Origin of the sequence: Cryobacterium sp., from assembly GCF_026786305.1 — a bacterium.
GTDB lineage: Bacteria > Actinomycetota > Actinomycetes > Actinomycetales > Microbacteriaceae > Cryobacterium.
Genome location: NZ_JAJAYI010000102.1, coordinates 1 through 14,474, shown reverse-complemented (window position 1 = coordinate 14,474; position 14,474 = coordinate 1). Strand labels below are relative to the sequence as shown.

Sequence of the window (14,474 nt, the reverse complement as noted above, 5' to 3'; positions counted from 1 at the left end):
TCAGCCCTGTCAATTTGAGCGGATGCTCCGGCGGGATCCATCGCCGTGGCCAGAATACACGCTCCTAGTCGGTGGATTCCCACGGCAGTTCATCGCGGAAGGCGACCGGTGCCAACGGGATGACCACGACCGGGCGGTGCTGCCGGTGCGCCAGGTGTACCGCCACGGAGCCGCCGAAGAACTCCTGCACGCTGGCCCGCACGCCCCGCTCGCGGGTGCCAACCACGATCATCGCGGCGCTGAGCGTGTCGGCGAGGTGGGCGAGGGCGCGGGCGGGGTCGCCCGCCACGGCGCGGGTCGACCATTCCAGATTGCGACCGTCGAGCAGGGTCGCCAGGTGGGTTCTCAGAGCGACCGGAAAGCTCTTCTCATCGAGGTCGAGCAGGTCGGGGTCGACCGGCAGCGATACGATGCTGCCGTCGGCGAACTCATCAACGACATATCTACCCGGCTCGACCGTGGTACAGATGAGTTCGGCGTGAAACTGGACCGCAAAGGATGCGGCCGCCAGCACGACAGCGTCGGGCTGGCCCGATGTCACTCCAACGATCACGTACGTGCTCACGAATAACTCCTTGTCGCCTCGACTGCTCCGTTATCAGCTTGGCCGCATTCCGGCCGAACGGATAGGGCCGTTCTGGCCTGAGCGGTGCTGAACTGGTCGAGGAGTTCGAACGCAGCCCCTGGCAGCGTCAGACGGCGGCGAGCACCCCGGCGACGGAGTCGATCGAGCCGGGCACGAGGCTGTAGTACGACCAGGTGCCGCGTTTGGCGCGGGCCAGAAAGCCCGCCTCCACGAGCACCTTGAGATGGTGCGAGATCGTCGGCTGGCTCAGCGTGAGTTGGCCGGTCAGGTCGCAGACGCAGGCCTCCTGGTCGGCGTGTGCGGCCACGATGGAGATGATGCGCAATCGGGCCGGGTCGGCGAGGGCCTTGAGGGAGCGGGCGAGAGTCTCGGCGTGCAGGGAGCCGATCGCCTCGCGGGCCAGCGGAGAAGAGCAGGCTGCGGCATCCGCTGCTGCAACAGGAGGAGAAATGTCGGTCAGCAGAAGCGTGCGGGTAAACGTCATCTGAACACGGTCTCCTTAGATTGACATTGGTCGATATATTGTTCTAGCGTAGGCATCGACAACGATCAATGTTACCGCGCTTCGATGGAACCCCCGCTGTCACAACCACTTGGAGATTTGTGAGCACCACGGCGTCCACCCCCAGTCGGCTCGGCGCGATGGACCGGCTACTGCCAGTCTGGATCCTCACCGCCATGGGCCTCGGGCTGATTCTGGCCGTGTCCGTTCCCGCCGTCGGCGACCTGCTGCACGCGTTCACGATCGGGTCGATCAGCGTGCCCATCGCCATCGGACTGCTCATCATGATGTATCCGGTGCTCGCCAAGGTTCGCTACACGGATGCCCGTGCGGTCGCCGGCGACACGCGCCTGCTGGTCTCCTCCCTGCTACTGAACTGGCTTGTCGGCCCGGCCCTGATGTTCGCCCTGGCCTGGATCTTTCTGCCCGATCTGCCGGAATACCGCACCGGCCTCATCATCGTCGGACTCGCCCGCTGCATCGCCATGGTCCTGATCTGGAACGACCTCGCCTGCGGCGACCGTGAAGCCGCCGCCTTTCTGGTGGCCGTGAACTCGGTCTTTCAGGTCGCCGCTTTTGGCGCGCTCGGCTGGTTCTACCTGCAAGTGCTGCCGGGATGGCTCGGCCTGTCGACGACGAGCGCCGAATTCTCGATCTGGGCGATCACCGCGAGTGTGCTCGTGTTCCTCGGCATCCCTCTGCTCGCGGGCTACCTGTCCCGCCGCATCGGCGAGGCGCGACGCGGTCGCCACTGGTACGAGGAGCGTTTTCTGCCCCGGGTCGGGCCGCTGGCGCTCTGGGGACTGCTGTTCACGATCGTCATGTTGTTCGCCCTGCAGGGCCAGCAGGTCATCGACCACCCCGGCGATGTCGCGCGCATCGCGCTGCCAATGCTTCTGTATTTCGCTCTAATGTTCCTGGGCGGATTTCTCACCGGACGCCTGCTGCGCATGACCTACGAGCGCACCACGACGCTCGCCTTCACGGCTGCCGGCAACAACTTTGAGCTCGCGATCGCAGTCGCTATCGGAACCTTCGGCGCACTCAGCGGTCAGGCCCTCGCCGGCATCGTTGGTCCGCTGATCGAGGTTCCAGCCCTCCTCGCCCTCGTCTACGTCGCTCTCTGGCTCAAACCCCGCCTGTTTCCCGAGCGGATGCCGGCGGCCGACACGCCGACGCCGGCCGCGGCATCCGCTCGCACACTCGTTTAGTCCACCCTGAAGAAAGAAGAGTTCCATGAAACCCTCGGTACTGTTCGTCTGCGTGCACAACGCCGGGCGCTCGCAGATGGCCGCTGGATTTTTGAACGCCCTGGCGCAGGGTCGCGTCGACGTGTTCTCGGCCGGATCTGAACCGAAAGACCGCATCAACCCGGTCGCGATCGCCGCGATGGCCGAAGAGGGCATCGATATCACGGGTAACTCACCGAAGATTCTCACGACCGAGGCGGTCAAGCAGTCCGACGTCGTGATCACCATGGGCTGCGGCGACGCCTGCCCGATCTTTCCCGGCAAGCGCTACGAGGACTGGCAGCTCGACGACCCGGCCGGTCAGGGCATCGAGAGCGTGCGCCCGATTCGCGATGAGATCAAGGCGCGCATCGAGCGGCTCCTCGCCGAGATTCTGCCCGTTCAGGCCTGATCACGACCAACCCGCGCGGCCTTTTGCGGCCTGAGCCACCCCGATGAGTCGCTCACACGACTGGCCGGCGAACTCACTGGCTCGTTCCTTGTTGTGTTCGCCGCAGAAACCAGTGAACGCTTCGTCGGCGGGGAGCTCGTTGAGCCGGCTGGCCAGACGACGACGAGTGCGCCGGCACCGTGGCCACGGCCCGCCTCGTGCAACTCGTGCCATCCGATACCGGCGTCTGTCCCACCGGCGTGACTGCGGTTCCTGCCGCTCCCAGCCGTCGCACCAACGACCACCGCAGTGCAGTTGTCACGGCGGTGAGTTGTGGCGGCCCGGGGCATCGCAGTGGCCCGCACTGCGCCTCGATCCGATCCGATCCGACACGTTCCGGGCCCGGGCCCGGAAGGCGGGGTCAAGCTACAACCGCTACGCGAGAGTCAGGAACAACCTCTCGAGCTCGGGCACCGTCAGCGAGTTCTCGTTGTCGGGGTTCTCGAGGCACTGGCGCATCGCCGTGGAGACGATGACGAAGCCGGCCTTGTCGAGGGCACTCGACACGGCGGCGAGCTGAGTGACGACATCGCGGCAGTTGCCGCCGCCCTCGACCGCGGCGATCACCGCGGTCAGCTGCCCCTGCGCACGGCGCAGCCGGTTGAGAATCTTCTTCTGCTCGGCAGTTCGGGAGTCCGCGTCGGGTTTGATCGCCACCTCAGGCACCCTGCTCAATGGGAAGTCCGGCCTGCTGCCAGGCATTCGTACCGCCAGCGATGTTGATGGCGTCGTGCCCGTGCTGGGTCAAGTACTCGGCGACCTGCGCGCTGCGTCCGCCGACGGCGCAGATGACGTGCACCGGCACATCCGCCGGAATCTCGCCGATTCGTTCAACGACCTCGCCCATCGGAATGTGTATGACGCCGGGAACGTGAGCGGCGTCGAACTCCCACGGTTCGCGCACGTCAACGACGACGGGCGCGGAGAGTACGGACAGCTCGGTGACGGTGATTTCTTTCATACGAGAACCCTTTCAGCAGGTGAGGAAACACTAAGGCTAGACGTTCCGGCCAGCCAGGTGCGGTAGCCGCCATCGAGATTGCGCACGTCGAATCCGTGCTGGCTGAGAATGCGCGCGGCGGTATGCCCGCGCTGGCCAACCTGGCAGTGCACGATCAGCGGTACCCGCGGCAGCTCGCCCAGTCGCTTGCGCAGGTCGTCGAGTGGCACGTTGATCGCGCCCGGAATGCTGCCGGCTAGAAATTCACCCGGGGAACGAACATCGACGAGCACGGAGCCGGTCGCGCGCATCGCCTCCAACTCGTGCCATTGCAGGTTTACGCTCGTACCCTGCGCGAGGTTATCGGCGACGTAGCCGAGCTGATTGATCGGGTCTTTCGCCGAGGCGTACTGCGGCGCGTAGGCGAGTTCCAGCCGCATCAAAGCCGATGCGCTCATCCCCGCCGCCATCGCGACCGCCAGTACGTCGATGCGCTTGTCCACCCCCGTACCACCCACAATCTGCGCGCCCAGAATAGCGTCGGACTCGGCGTCGATCAGGAGCTTGATGGACATCCCCTCCGCGCCGGGATAGTAGCCGGCGTGGTTGGCGGGGTGGGTGTGCACGATGCGGTGGGCGCGCGAGGCGGCCACGAGGCGATTCTCGCTCCAGCCCACCAGAGCCACGGTGAGGCCGAAGATTCCGACGATTCCGGTGCCGAGGGCCGGGGCGGCGTGCTCGGGGGTGCCAGCGATGCTGTCGGCGACGGAGCGCCCGTGGCGGTTCGCGAGGCCGGCCATGGTGACGAGCTGGCCTGCGCCGCTGACGGCATCGGTTTTCTCGACGCCGTCGCCGACCGCAAAGATGAGCGGGTCGCTCGTGGCCTGGGTGTCGTCGACCCAGACGCCGCCGCTCTGGCCGATTCTGAGGCCGGCCTGCTCGGCGAGGGTCAGGTCGGGGCGCACGCCGCTCGCGTCGATCACGAGGTCGGCGGGCACGCTCGTGCCGTCGCTGAGCTCGACCAGGCCGGGCTCGGCAGCCCCGATACTGGTGGCCCGTGTCACAGTAGTACCGAGTCGCACGTCGACGCCGCGTTCGCGCAGCCGGTCGAGCACGGGGGCCGCCATTTCGGGGTCGAGCGGGGTGAAGATCTGGGGTCCGCGCTGCACCAGGGTCACGCGAACGCCGCGATGCACGAGATTTTCGACGGCTTCGAGGCCGATGAAGCCGCCACCGATGACCACAGCGGATGCCGCGCCCACTGTCGCCAGTACCGCGGTGATGTGGTCGACGTCGTCGACCGTGCGCAGCGTGTGCGTCGGAATGGGACTGTCGGTTGCACCGGCTCGGGCCGAGGCACCGGCCGCGAGCACGAGGCGGTCGTAGCCCTCGACGCTTTCGGCGCCGGTGAGCATGTTGCGCACCGAGACGGTCTGGGCAACGCGGTCGATCCGCACGACCTCGGTGTCGATGCGTACGTCGAGCGCGAAGCGGCTACCGAGGGATTCCGGGGTCTGCAACAGCAGTTCAGCGCGATTACGGATGACGCCCCCGACGAAATAGGGCAGGCCGCAGTTCGCGAACGACACGTAGTGCCCGCGCTCGAACACGATAATCTCGGCCGTCTCGTCGAGCCGGCGCAACCTGGTGGCCGCCGACATGCCGCCCGCAACTCCGCCGACGATGATGATTTTCACATTTACCTCCGGGTCGAGGATACCCCATAGGGTATTTGCGCACAAGCCCGTACGCACGCCCACCCAGCGCTCGCCGGGGCCTGCCTGACGAACCCGGGCCCACCTTACGCACGCGGGCCCAGGATAGAACATGGGCCCGCGTTCCGGGCCGGGAACGCACTCACACGGAAGGCATCTCCGACTCAGGCGTCGTGCAGCGCGCGAAACCCGCGCAGGCGCAGACTGTTGGTCACCACGAAGACCGACGACAGTGCCATCGCGGCACCGGCGATGAGCGGATTCAGCAGCCCGAACATCGCCAGCGGAATCGCCGCGACGTTGTAGGCGAAGGCCCAGAACAGGTTCGCCTTGATTGTGGTGAGGGTGCGCCGAGACAGCCGGATGGCATCCGCTGCCGCGAGCAAATCGCTGCGCATGAGGGTGAGGTCGCTCGCCTCAATGGCGACGTCGGTGCCCGTCCCCATTGCAATGCCGAGGTCCGCAGTGGCGAGCGCCACGGCATCGTTCACGCCGTCTCCAACCATTGCGACCACGTGACCCTGCGCCTGCAATGAGCGGATCACCCGCGCTTTGTCGGCGGGCAGCACCCCGGCGGTCACATCGGTGATGCCGCACTCGGCCGCGACGCTGCGCGCCACGATCTCGTTGTCACCGGTGACCAGCAGCGGCGTCAGCCCGAGGGAACGAAAGCGCGCGATCGCGGCCTTGCTCGTGGGTTTGATGGTGTCGGCGACGGTGAGCACACCGCGCACCTTGCCCTCCCAGGCCACCATGACGGCCGTCTTGCCGAGTCCCTCGGCGGTTGCCTTCACGGCCTGCATTGCGCTCGGCACCACCAATTGCCACCGCTCGGTGAGCCAGGCCGGTCGCCCGACCAGAATCTCGCGTCCATTGACCGTGGCCTGCACCCCCAGTCCCTGCTCCGACGCAAAGGCCGACGAATCGGGCAGCGGGCCGAGCCGCGTGCGAGCGCCCAGGGTGATGGCGCGGGCAATCGGATGCTCCGATCCACTTTCCGCAGCCCCCGCCAGTAGCAGCAGCTCGTCTACGTCACCGCACTGGCACGCTTCAACGGTCGACAGCGTCATGCGCCCGGTGGTGACAGTACCGGTCTTGTCGAGAACAATCGTGTCGACGCGGCGCGTGGATTCCAGAACCTGCGGCCCCTTGATCAGAATGCCCAGCTGCGCGCCGCGCCCCGTTCCCACGAGCAGCGCGGTCGGCGTCGCCAGCCCGAGCGCGCACGGGCAGGCAATGATCAGCGTGGCAACGGCCGCGGTGAACGCCATCGCCGCGCCGGCACCAACCAACAGCCAGCCAGCCAGCGCGGCGAGGGCCAGCCCGATCACGATCGGCACGAACACGCCGGAGACCCGGTCGGCGAGGCGCTGCACCTCGGCCTTTCCGGTCTGCGCCTGTTCCACCAGGCGGCCGATATGGGCCAGTTCGGTGTCGGCACCGATCTGGGTCGCTCGCACCACGAGTCGCCCACCGGAGTTCAGCGTGGCGCCCACAACACTGTCGCCGGGCCCCACCTCGATCGGCACCGATTCGCCGGTGAGCAGGCTCGCATCGATAGCGGATGCCCCGTCAACGATCACCCCGTCCGTCGCGATCTTCTCCCCTGGCCGCACCACAAACTGGTCACCAACCACGAGCAGGGCGGTGCTGATGCGACTCTCCACGCCATCCCGCAGCAGGGTGGTCTCTTTCGCGCCGAGCTCGAGCAGGGCCTGGAGGGCCGCACCGGAGTTGCGCTTCGCTCGCGCCTCCGCGTAGCGACCGGCCAGAATAAACACGGTGACGGCGGATGCCACCTCGAGATAAATCTCGTCGGCGCCACTACCCGGGGTGGCGGAGAAGGTGAAACTCATGGTCATGCCGGGCATACCGGCCATGCCGAAGAACAGGGCGTAGAGCGACCAGCCGAGGGCAGCGAGCACGCCGACGCTGACCAGTGTGTCCATGGTCGCCGCCCCGTGGCGGGCGTTCACCCACGCGGCGCGGTGGAACGGCCAGGCGCCCCACACCGCGACCGGGGCTGCGAGCGTCAGGGCCAACCACTGCCAGTTCGTGAACTGCAGCACGGGAATCATCGACAGGGCGGCGACCGGCAGGGCCAGCGCGGCCGAGACGAGTAGTCGCTGGCGCAGCACCGACACCTCCACGTCGGCGGCATCGGGTACGGCCGAGTCGCCCAGCGGCACTGGCAACGGCCGCACGGCCGTGTAGCCGGTGGCTTCGATGGTCTTGATGGCGTCGTCGATGCTCGTGCCGGCCGGCACAAAAACGCTCGCCTTTTCGGTGGCGTAGTTGACCGTGGCGGCGACCCCGGGCATCCGGTTGAGCTTCTTCTCGATGCGCGCGGCGCACGAGGTGCAGGTCATGCCCCCAACGAGCAGGTCAACCTGTTGGCCGGCGGTCATCAGGCTGCAGCTACCAGCCGGTAGCCCGCCTCCTCGACGGCCGCGGCGACCAGGGCGCGGTCCAGTGCGCCCGTGCTCGTGACGGTCACCTGCGACGTGCCGCCCGTGACGAGCTCCACGGTCACGTTTTCGGCGCCCGCGATGAGCCCGATCTCTTCGGTCACGCTCGCGACGCAGTGGCCGCAGGTCATTCCGGCAACGCCGTAGGCGGTCGTGGTACTCATTGTCATACCTCATTGCTTTCTACCCCCCGAAGAGGTGTCCATCCGAGCATACCCCTTGGGGGTACTATCCCCCAAACTATACCCCGAGGGGGTACAGTGGGACACGGGGTTCGCGAGCGACGCAGAGGACATTGTTATGCACGAGTCAGACCCGGCCGAGACCCACGACGGCCCGCACGGTTACATCTCAAACGGTTACATCTCAAACAAGGACGCTTACCTCAAACGACTGCGCCGCATCGAGGGCCAGGCCCGCGGTCTGCAGGGCATGGTGACCGACGACAAGTACTGCATCGACATTTTGACCCAGATCTCGGCGATGACGAGCGCGCTCGAATCGGTCGCTCTCGGCCTGCTCGACGATCACCTCAATCACTGCGTGTTGCACGCGGCCATGGCCGGTGGCGCCGAAGCCGAGGCCAAGCTGCAGGAGGCATCCGCGGCCATCGCCCGGTTGGTGCGTTCCTGAAGGACCGGACCTTTGGCCCTAGTCCCCCGGTCTAACAGCACGCAACACTGTTAGTACCCAGACCCCCGTGCCCAATCGGGAAGGACCACCATGAACCTGCCGCACAGCGCACCCCCGACGACGGCTGAGGCTCTGCCTGCTCCTCCCATTCGCGTCTTCATTCTCGACGACCACGAACTGGTGCGCCGCGGCCTGCGCGAATTGCTGGAGGGCGAGGGCTTCGACGTCGTCGCCGACACCGGTCTGGCGGCTGAGGCCATCGTCATGATCCTGCAGCTGCGACCCGATGTGGCCATTCTTGACGCCCGCCTGCCCGACGGAACCGGCATCGAAGTGTGTCGTGACGTGCGCTCGATCGATCCTTCGCTGCAGTGCCTCATTCTCACGAGCTACGACGACGAGCAGGCGTTGCGCGGCGCGGTGCTCGCCGGCGCGGCCGGCTACGTGCTGAAAGAGATTCGCAGCACCGATCTGCTCGGCAAGATCCGTCGCGCCGCCGCCGGCGAATCCCTGTTCGATCCGGTCGTGAAGGCGGGCATCATCGCCGGACTGGCCGACCCGCAAGACGCCCGCCTCGCGTCACTCACCGAGCAGGAGCGCAAGGTGCTCGACCTCATCGGCGAGGGCCTGACCAACCGTGAAATCGGTCAGACCATGTTTCTGGCCGAGAAAACGGTCAAGAATTACGTGTCGTCGATGTTGGCGAAGCTGGATTTTCAGCGCCGAACCCAGGCTGCCGTGTACGTCGCGAAACGCGGAGACGAACGCCCACGGTAGTCTCCGGCACCGGCGCCGACCAGCGCAGCCGGGTTCCCTCGCCCGGGACGCTACGAACCGAGAACTTACCGCCGAGCAACGCCGCGCGCTCCTTGAGGTTATCCAATCCGCTGCGCCTGGTGGGCTTACTGAAGCCGCAGCCGTTGTCGGCGATGACGAGCTTGATGCGATCGGCCTGGGCGTCGACCGAGATGTCGATCGCGCTCGCCCGGGCATGGCGCGCGGCATTGCTCAGCCCCTCCGAGATGACCGCGAGCACGCTGCTGCCGAGATCGTCGGAAAGCGGCGCATCGATCGGTCCCGACAAGCGAATGCGCGGCGCGAACGGCAGGCCCTGCGCCCCCTCTTTGATCACGGCCAGAATTCGGCTGCTCAGCGTGCCGGTGTCCTGGGCCACTCCGCGCAGGGAATAGATCGTGTCGCGTAGTTCCCGAATGGTGTCATCAAGCTCGGTGGTGACGGCGTTGATGCGGTCGAGAGCGATGGGATCGTTGGTGAACCGCCGAAGGCTCTGCATGCTCAGCCCCGCGGCGAACAGCCGTTGAATGACCAGGTCGTGCAGGTCACGGGCGATGCGGTCGCGGTCGCCGAGCACGGCCTGCTCTTCGCGCATTCGATGCACCGAGGCGAGTTCAAGGGCGAGTGACACCTGGGTGCCGAAGACCGCGCTCATCTCCACATCTGTGAGGCTGTAACCAGTGGATGCCAGTGCCCGCGACAGCATAATCACTCCCTGCCCGTCGCCAGCCGGCCCGAGGGCGGCAATGAGCGTGGAGCCCAGCTGCGACCACTGGGCGGCGGAGTCGGGCGCGGCATCCGCTGCCTGAAGTGGCGGTCTGGCGAGCGTGGCTGACCGGCCGGTTTTCTGCAACTCGCTCAGCACGCCGGCCTGCAGGCGCACGGTCGTACCAACCAGGCCGGCCGCCGTGGCGCCGACCGCTGCCGCGCAGTACAGGCTGTCGTGGGTGGGAAATCCGATCACGGCCAGTTCAGCCCCGGACGCAACGAGCACTCGCTGGGCGACGAAGTCGAGGCCGTTGTCTTCGTCGCCGTCGACGGGTCGCAGCAGGTCACGGCCCATTTCAGCGACCGCCTCCAGCCAGCGTCCGCGGGCGCGGGCATCGTCGTAGAGGCGGGCGTTTTCGATCGTGACGCCGGCGGCTGCGGCGAGCGCGACGGCTAGTTCCTGGTCTTCGTCGGTGAAGTCGCCGCCACCCTCTTTCTCGGTGAGATAGAGGTTGCCGAACACCGTGTCGCGCACTCGCACCGGAACGCCGAGAAATGACCTCATCGGCGGGTGATGGGCGGGAAAGCCGAACGAGTCGGGGTGATCGTGCAGGTCGTGCAGCCGAATGGGGTGCGGTTCCCGAATGAGCAGGCCGAGCACGCCGTGCCCGACCGGCAGTGCACCAACCTGACGGATTGTCTCTTCGTCGAGCCCGACGGTGACGAAATGGCTGAGCGCCTGGTCGGGGCCGATCACGCCGAGGGCGCCGAATCTGGCCTGCACGAGCTGGCAGGCCGCGGTGACGACATGTTCGAGCACCGCTTCCAGGCTCAGGTCTTCGGCCACCGACACGACGGCGTCGAGCAGACCCCGCATACGGTCTTGGGTGAGGGCAAGTTCGGTGGCGGTCTGATCCGTCATCGTCGTCCCTCCCCCAGCAAGCCATCTGGTGATCTAACCTTGGCATGACTTCGTGGAGTTGGACCTACTTACGGGTCGTTCTGGTGACAATTGTCGGGCACGTGATGTGCAGCAGGACCTCGTGGCTGACCGAACCCATCAGCAGGCGCTGCAGCGAGCCACGGCCCCGGCTGCCAACCACGAGCAACTGGGCATGCTGAGCGGCGGAGACGAGGGCCCGGGCCGGCGATTCGTCGGTTTCGAGAATCTGGTGCACCACGAGGTCGGGGTAGTGCGCGGTGAGGCCAGCCACGGACTCGGCGAGCACGACGCGTTCCTCTTCCATGCGCTCGGTCACGGCGTCGGCCGGAATGCTGCGCAGCACACGGCGACTCGGCAGATGCACCGCGTAGAGGGCATACAGGTCCTGGCCGGTGCGGTCGGCCTCGGCGGCGGCGAACGCCACCGCGGTGACCGAGTCGGCCGAACCGTCGACGCCCACGTAGACGCCGGAGCGCACGCTTTCCGGCAATGACGGGATGACGGCGACGGGGCAGGTCGACAGCGCCGCGATCTGCAGGCTCACGCTGCCGAAAAGTTCGCCTTCGACCCGGCCCTTCTGATCGGTGCCAACGACGATGAGGTCGGCGTCCTTCGACAGTTCGCTGAGCACGCGCGGCGCACTGCCGGTGCGCAGCTCTGTCTGGGTGGCAACGAGGGGGGCCAGGGCCGCGGCCCGGGCTCCAGCCTCGGCGAGCAGCTTCTTCTCGGCGTCGAGAATGGAGTCGTAGTAGCCGTATCCGTCGGCCAGCCAGGTCTCGTACACGGTGTGCATGAGGGTTACCGGGCTCTTGACGCTCTCGGCCCGGCGCATGGCCCACGAAAGGGCGGTCTCGCCGGCAGCCGAATCATCGATGCCAACCACAATCATCCGGTTCATTGCTCTACCTCGTTCTGGATCGCGGGTCGCAGCAAGAGGAGTCCCCCGCTACGAGCGAGGAGCTGATGCCCCGTCGCCGTGAACCCATCCTGTCAGCCGACGGTGCCGACGAATAGGGCCGGAAGTCCCGATTGGGCCGATATGCGCCGCGAATGGTCGCCGCCGGCGCGAGGGGACTTTTGGCCCTTGTCGCACCGACTCTTCGGTCGTACCGTGACTCTGACGGGTCGTTTGCCCGCCCACATTCGCGAATCAAGGAGATACCCGTGAAGGCACTTGTGTATGGCGGCCCCGGCCTGAAGAGCTGGACTGACGTTCCCGACCCGAAACTGCAGAGTTCGACCGATGCGATCGTACGCGTGGACACCACGACGATCTGCGGCACCGACCTGCACATACTCAAGGGCGACGTTCCCGCCGTTACGGTCGGTCGCATCCTCGGCCATGAGGGCGTCGGCACGATCACCGAGGTCGGCTCGTCGGTGAGTAACCTGAAGGTCGGCGACCGGGTCATCATCTCCTGCATCAAGAGCTGCGGTCACTGCGGCAATTGCAGCAACGGGCTCTATTCACACTGTCTCGGCGACGAGGGCGCCTCCGGCATCGGCTGGGTGTTCGGCCACCTCATCGACGGCACCCAGGCCGATTTCGTGCGCGTGCCCTACGCCGACAATTCCCTGCACAAGCTGCCGGAGGGCGTCAGCGATGACCAGGGCGTCATGCTCAGCGACATTCTGCCGACCGGTTTTGAGATCGGCGTGCAGTACGGTCGGGTCAAGCCCGGCGATGTCGTCGCTGTGATCGGCGCCGGCCCGGTCGGCCTCGCCGCCATCGCCACCGCCGGCCTCTACGGTGCCGCGACCATCATCGCCATCGACCTCGATGAGAACCGCCTCGAGCGGGCACGCGACTTCGGCGCCACCGACACGGTCGTCTCCGCCGCCGCCGACTGGAAGGAACAGGTCTTCGCCCTGACCGACGGAGCGGGCGTCGACGTCGCCATCGAGGCCGTCGGCATTCCGCAGACCTTCACCATGGCCACCGAGATCGTGCGCCCGGGCGGCAATGTCGCCAACGTCGGTGTGCACGGCAAGCCGGTCGACCTGCACCTTGAGAACCTGTGGATTCAGAACATCAACATCAGCATGGGCCTGGTCAACGCCAACACCACCAAAATGCTGCTCAAGCTCGTCGCGAGTAAAAAACTGCCGGCGGAGAAGCTGGCCACGCACCACTTCAGCTTCGACCAGTTTCTCGAGGCATACGACACCTTTGGTCGCGCTGCTGAAACCAAGGCGCTCAAGGTCGTCATTTCCCGCTAGTTCGCTTCACCCTCCTGGAGGTTTCATGCGCGCCCTGATCGTTTTCGAATCGATGTACGGCAATACCCGTCTCGTCGCCGAGGCGTGGGGCGCCATGCTGGTGGAGCGGTCGACACCCGAGCCGCGGCATCCGTCGAACAACACCGGATCGATTCAGACGGGGTCGTGACCTAAGGCCCTACTCGGGGGGGCCGCGCATGGCTAGCCTGAAGAACAAGCGTTGGTGCAGGTCGTGACATTCCCGCCCGTGATACTGCACCGGAGAAGGAATTGACCTCATGACCCACACACTCGCACAGAGCCAGACGGTGGTCGCCTGGGACGGATCGGAACCCGCCAGGGCCGCCTTGGACTGGTCCCTCGCCCGGTCCGTCAGCGGCGACCTCACCCTGGTGCGCGTGCTCGAGCGCACGGTCTCGTCGGCCGACTACTTCACGGACGAATCCGCCACGGTGCGCGCCCACGAGTTGCTCAAGGACGACGCCGACCGGGTGAGCGCGCAGTATCCGGCGCGAACGGTGCACGCCGATCTGCGTTCCGGCGACCCGATCACCGAGCTGCGCGCCTTGAGCGGAACGGACATCCTCGTCGTGGTCGGAACGCACCGCCGCCGCGGATCGACTCTGCGCTACGAGTGGTCGATGGGTGCCCGACTGGCCGGTTCGGCCGACGGACCGATCGCGATCATTCCGGAGAGTGACAACGAACATCATTCGGGCATCGTGGTCGGCGTCGACGGTTCGGCGGCGTCGAATGCCGCTGTGGACTTCGCCGCGGCGGAGGCCGATCGTACCGGTCAGGAGCTCCACGCGATCCACGCCTGGCAGGAACCGCTGGTGTGGCGCGACACGACCGAACCCGACGCCCGTTTTCTGCAGACGCTCGAAAACTCGCATCGACGCATCCTGGACGAGTCGCTGCTCGCCGTGTCGCGGCGCTTTCCCGCGCTCGGTATTCGCGCCTCGCTCGTGCGCGGCGCCCCACAATCAGCGCTGCTGAACGCCGCACGTGGGGCCGCGTTGCTCGTCGTCGGTGATCATGTGCTCAAGGGCGTCTCGAAACTGCTGCTCGGTTCGGTGAGTCACTCAATAGTGCTGAACATTCAGTCGCCCACGGTGGTCATCCCCGCTCCCCCCGCCTGAGCTCTATCACCCGCGCCACGCGAAACGCGGGAGGTGGGGCCCGGGGCCCGGGGTTGGGCGCCCCCCCCCCGGCGCCCCGCCCCCGCCCCCCCGCGCAGGCGAACCCCCCCCGGGGGCCCCGCCCCCCCGGCCCCGGGGGGGG

Annotated in this window: 15 protein-coding genes and 1 pseudogene; 7 read left to right on the top strand and 9 right to left on the bottom strand. The window is 66.7% G+C overall.

Features of this window, described 5'->3' with window-relative positions:
* Nucleotides 1-64 precede the first annotated feature (64 nt).
* Both LH475_RS13230 and LH475_RS13225 read right to left on the bottom strand, forming a co-directional pair.
* On the bottom strand, nucleotides 65-565 hold the full coding sequence (locus tag LH475_RS13230) for a universal stress protein (RefSeq protein ID WP_196844166.1): 501 nt from the start codon (nucleotides 563-565) through the stop codon (nucleotides 65-67).
* Nucleotides 566-692: 127 nt separating this feature from the next.
* A complete protein-coding gene (locus LH475_RS13225) occupies nucleotides 693-1,070 on the bottom strand; it encodes a metalloregulator ArsR/SmtB family transcription factor (protein ID WP_196844167.1) in 378 nt (125 codons plus the stop codon).
* A gap of 158 nt (nucleotides 1,071-1,228) precedes the next feature.
* Between LH475_RS13225 and arsB the strand changes: the two genes are divergently transcribed.
* Nucleotides 1,229-2,299 carry an ACR3 family arsenite efflux transporter gene (gene arsB, locus LH475_RS13220; protein ID WP_297414552.1) on the top strand — a complete coding sequence of 357 codons (1,071 nt, stop codon included), beginning with the start codon at nucleotides 1,229-1,231 and terminating at the stop codon, nucleotides 2,297-2,299.
* Between the two features lie 25 nt (nucleotides 2,300-2,324).
* On the top strand, nucleotides 2,325-2,729 hold the full coding sequence (locus LH475_RS13215; RefSeq protein WP_196844169.1) for an arsenate reductase ArsC: 405 nt from the start codon (nucleotides 2,325-2,327) through the stop codon (nucleotides 2,727-2,729).
* Between the two features lie 414 nt (nucleotides 2,730-3,143).
* Here LH475_RS13215 and LH475_RS13210 read toward each other — a convergent pair whose 3' ends face one another.
* The 5 genes from LH475_RS13210 to LH475_RS13190 all read right to left on the bottom strand — a co-directional run bounded on the left by LH475_RS13210 (nucleotide 3,144) and on the right by LH475_RS13190 (nucleotide 8,055).
* Nucleotides 3,144-3,425, bottom strand: a complete 282-nt coding sequence (locus tag LH475_RS13210) for a metal-sensitive transcriptional regulator (RefSeq protein ID WP_297414525.1) — start codon at nucleotides 3,423-3,425, stop codon at nucleotides 3,144-3,146.
* 1 nt (nucleotide 3,426) lies between these two features.
* Entirely contained in the window at nucleotides 3,427-3,729 is a 303-nt protein-coding gene (locus LH475_RS13205; RefSeq protein ID WP_196844171.1) for a rhodanese-like domain-containing protein, read from the bottom strand.
* Nucleotides 3,726-5,405: an FAD-dependent oxidoreductase gene (locus LH475_RS13200; protein ID WP_196844172.1), complete on the bottom strand. Its 1,680-nt coding sequence runs from the start codon at nucleotides 5,403-5,405 to the stop codon at nucleotides 3,726-3,728. The genes LH475_RS13205 and LH475_RS13200 overlap by 4 nt, the downstream gene beginning before the upstream one ends.
* 182 nt (nucleotides 5,406-5,587) lie before the next feature.
* Nucleotides 5,588-7,831: a heavy metal translocating P-type ATPase gene (locus LH475_RS13195; RefSeq protein ID WP_196844173.1), complete on the bottom strand. Its 2,244-nt coding sequence runs from the start codon at nucleotides 7,829-7,831 to the stop codon at nucleotides 5,588-5,590.
* A complete protein-coding gene (locus LH475_RS13190; RefSeq protein WP_196844174.1) occupies nucleotides 7,831-8,055 on the bottom strand; it encodes a cation transporter in 225 nt (74 codons plus the stop codon). The genes LH475_RS13195 and LH475_RS13190 overlap by 1 nt, the downstream gene beginning before the upstream one ends.
* A 136-nt stretch (nucleotides 8,056-8,191) precedes the next feature.
* On the opposite strand from LH475_RS13190, the gene LH475_RS13185 reads away from it, so the two are divergent.
* Together LH475_RS13185 and LH475_RS13180 are read left to right on the top strand one after the other, a co-directional pair.
* Nucleotides 8,192-8,524 carry a metal-sensitive transcriptional regulator gene (locus tag LH475_RS13185; protein ID WP_297414522.1) on the top strand — a complete coding sequence of 111 codons (333 nt, stop codon included), beginning with the start codon at nucleotides 8,192-8,194 and terminating at the stop codon, nucleotides 8,522-8,524.
* A gap of 90 nt (nucleotides 8,525-8,614) precedes the next feature.
* Complete coding sequence (locus tag LH475_RS13180) at nucleotides 8,615-9,301, top strand: response regulator transcription factor (protein ID WP_196844176.1); 687 nt, start codon at nucleotides 8,615-8,617, stop codon at nucleotides 9,299-9,301.
* Here the strand turns inward: LH475_RS13180 and LH475_RS13175 are convergent.
* Together LH475_RS13175 and LH475_RS13170 are read right to left on the bottom strand one after the other, a co-directional pair.
* Nucleotides 9,201-10,904 (bottom strand): annotated as a pseudogene (locus LH475_RS13175) (GAF domain-containing sensor histidine kinase). The gene LH475_RS13180 and the pseudogene LH475_RS13175 overlap by 101 nt on opposite strands.
* A 109-nt stretch (nucleotides 10,905-11,013) precedes the next feature.
* Nucleotides 11,014-11,868 carry a universal stress protein gene (locus LH475_RS13170; RefSeq protein WP_196844178.1) on the bottom strand — a complete coding sequence of 285 codons (855 nt, stop codon included), beginning with the start codon at nucleotides 11,866-11,868 and terminating at the stop codon, nucleotides 11,014-11,016.
* 266 nt (nucleotides 11,869-12,134) lie between these two features.
* Here LH475_RS13170 and LH475_RS13165 point away from each other — a divergent pair, with 266 nt between their 5' ends.
* The 3 genes from LH475_RS13165 to LH475_RS13155 all read left to right on the top strand — a co-directional run bounded on the left by LH475_RS13165 (nucleotide 12,135) and on the right by LH475_RS13155 (nucleotide 14,332).
* A complete protein-coding gene (locus LH475_RS13165) occupies nucleotides 12,135-13,190 on the top strand; it encodes a zinc-dependent alcohol dehydrogenase family protein (protein ID WP_196844179.1) in 1,056 nt (351 codons plus the stop codon).
* 25 nt (nucleotides 13,191-13,215) lie between these two features.
* Nucleotides 13,216-13,359, top strand: coding sequence for a flavodoxin family protein (locus tag LH475_RS13160; protein ID WP_196844180.1), 144 nt, complete (start codon nucleotides 13,216-13,218; stop codon nucleotides 13,357-13,359).
* Between the two features lie 109 nt (nucleotides 13,360-13,468).
* Nucleotides 13,469-14,332, top strand: coding sequence for a universal stress protein (locus tag LH475_RS13155; RefSeq protein ID WP_297414518.1), 864 nt, complete (start codon nucleotides 13,469-13,471; stop codon nucleotides 14,330-14,332).
* Nucleotides 14,333-14,474: the final 142 nt, after the last annotated feature.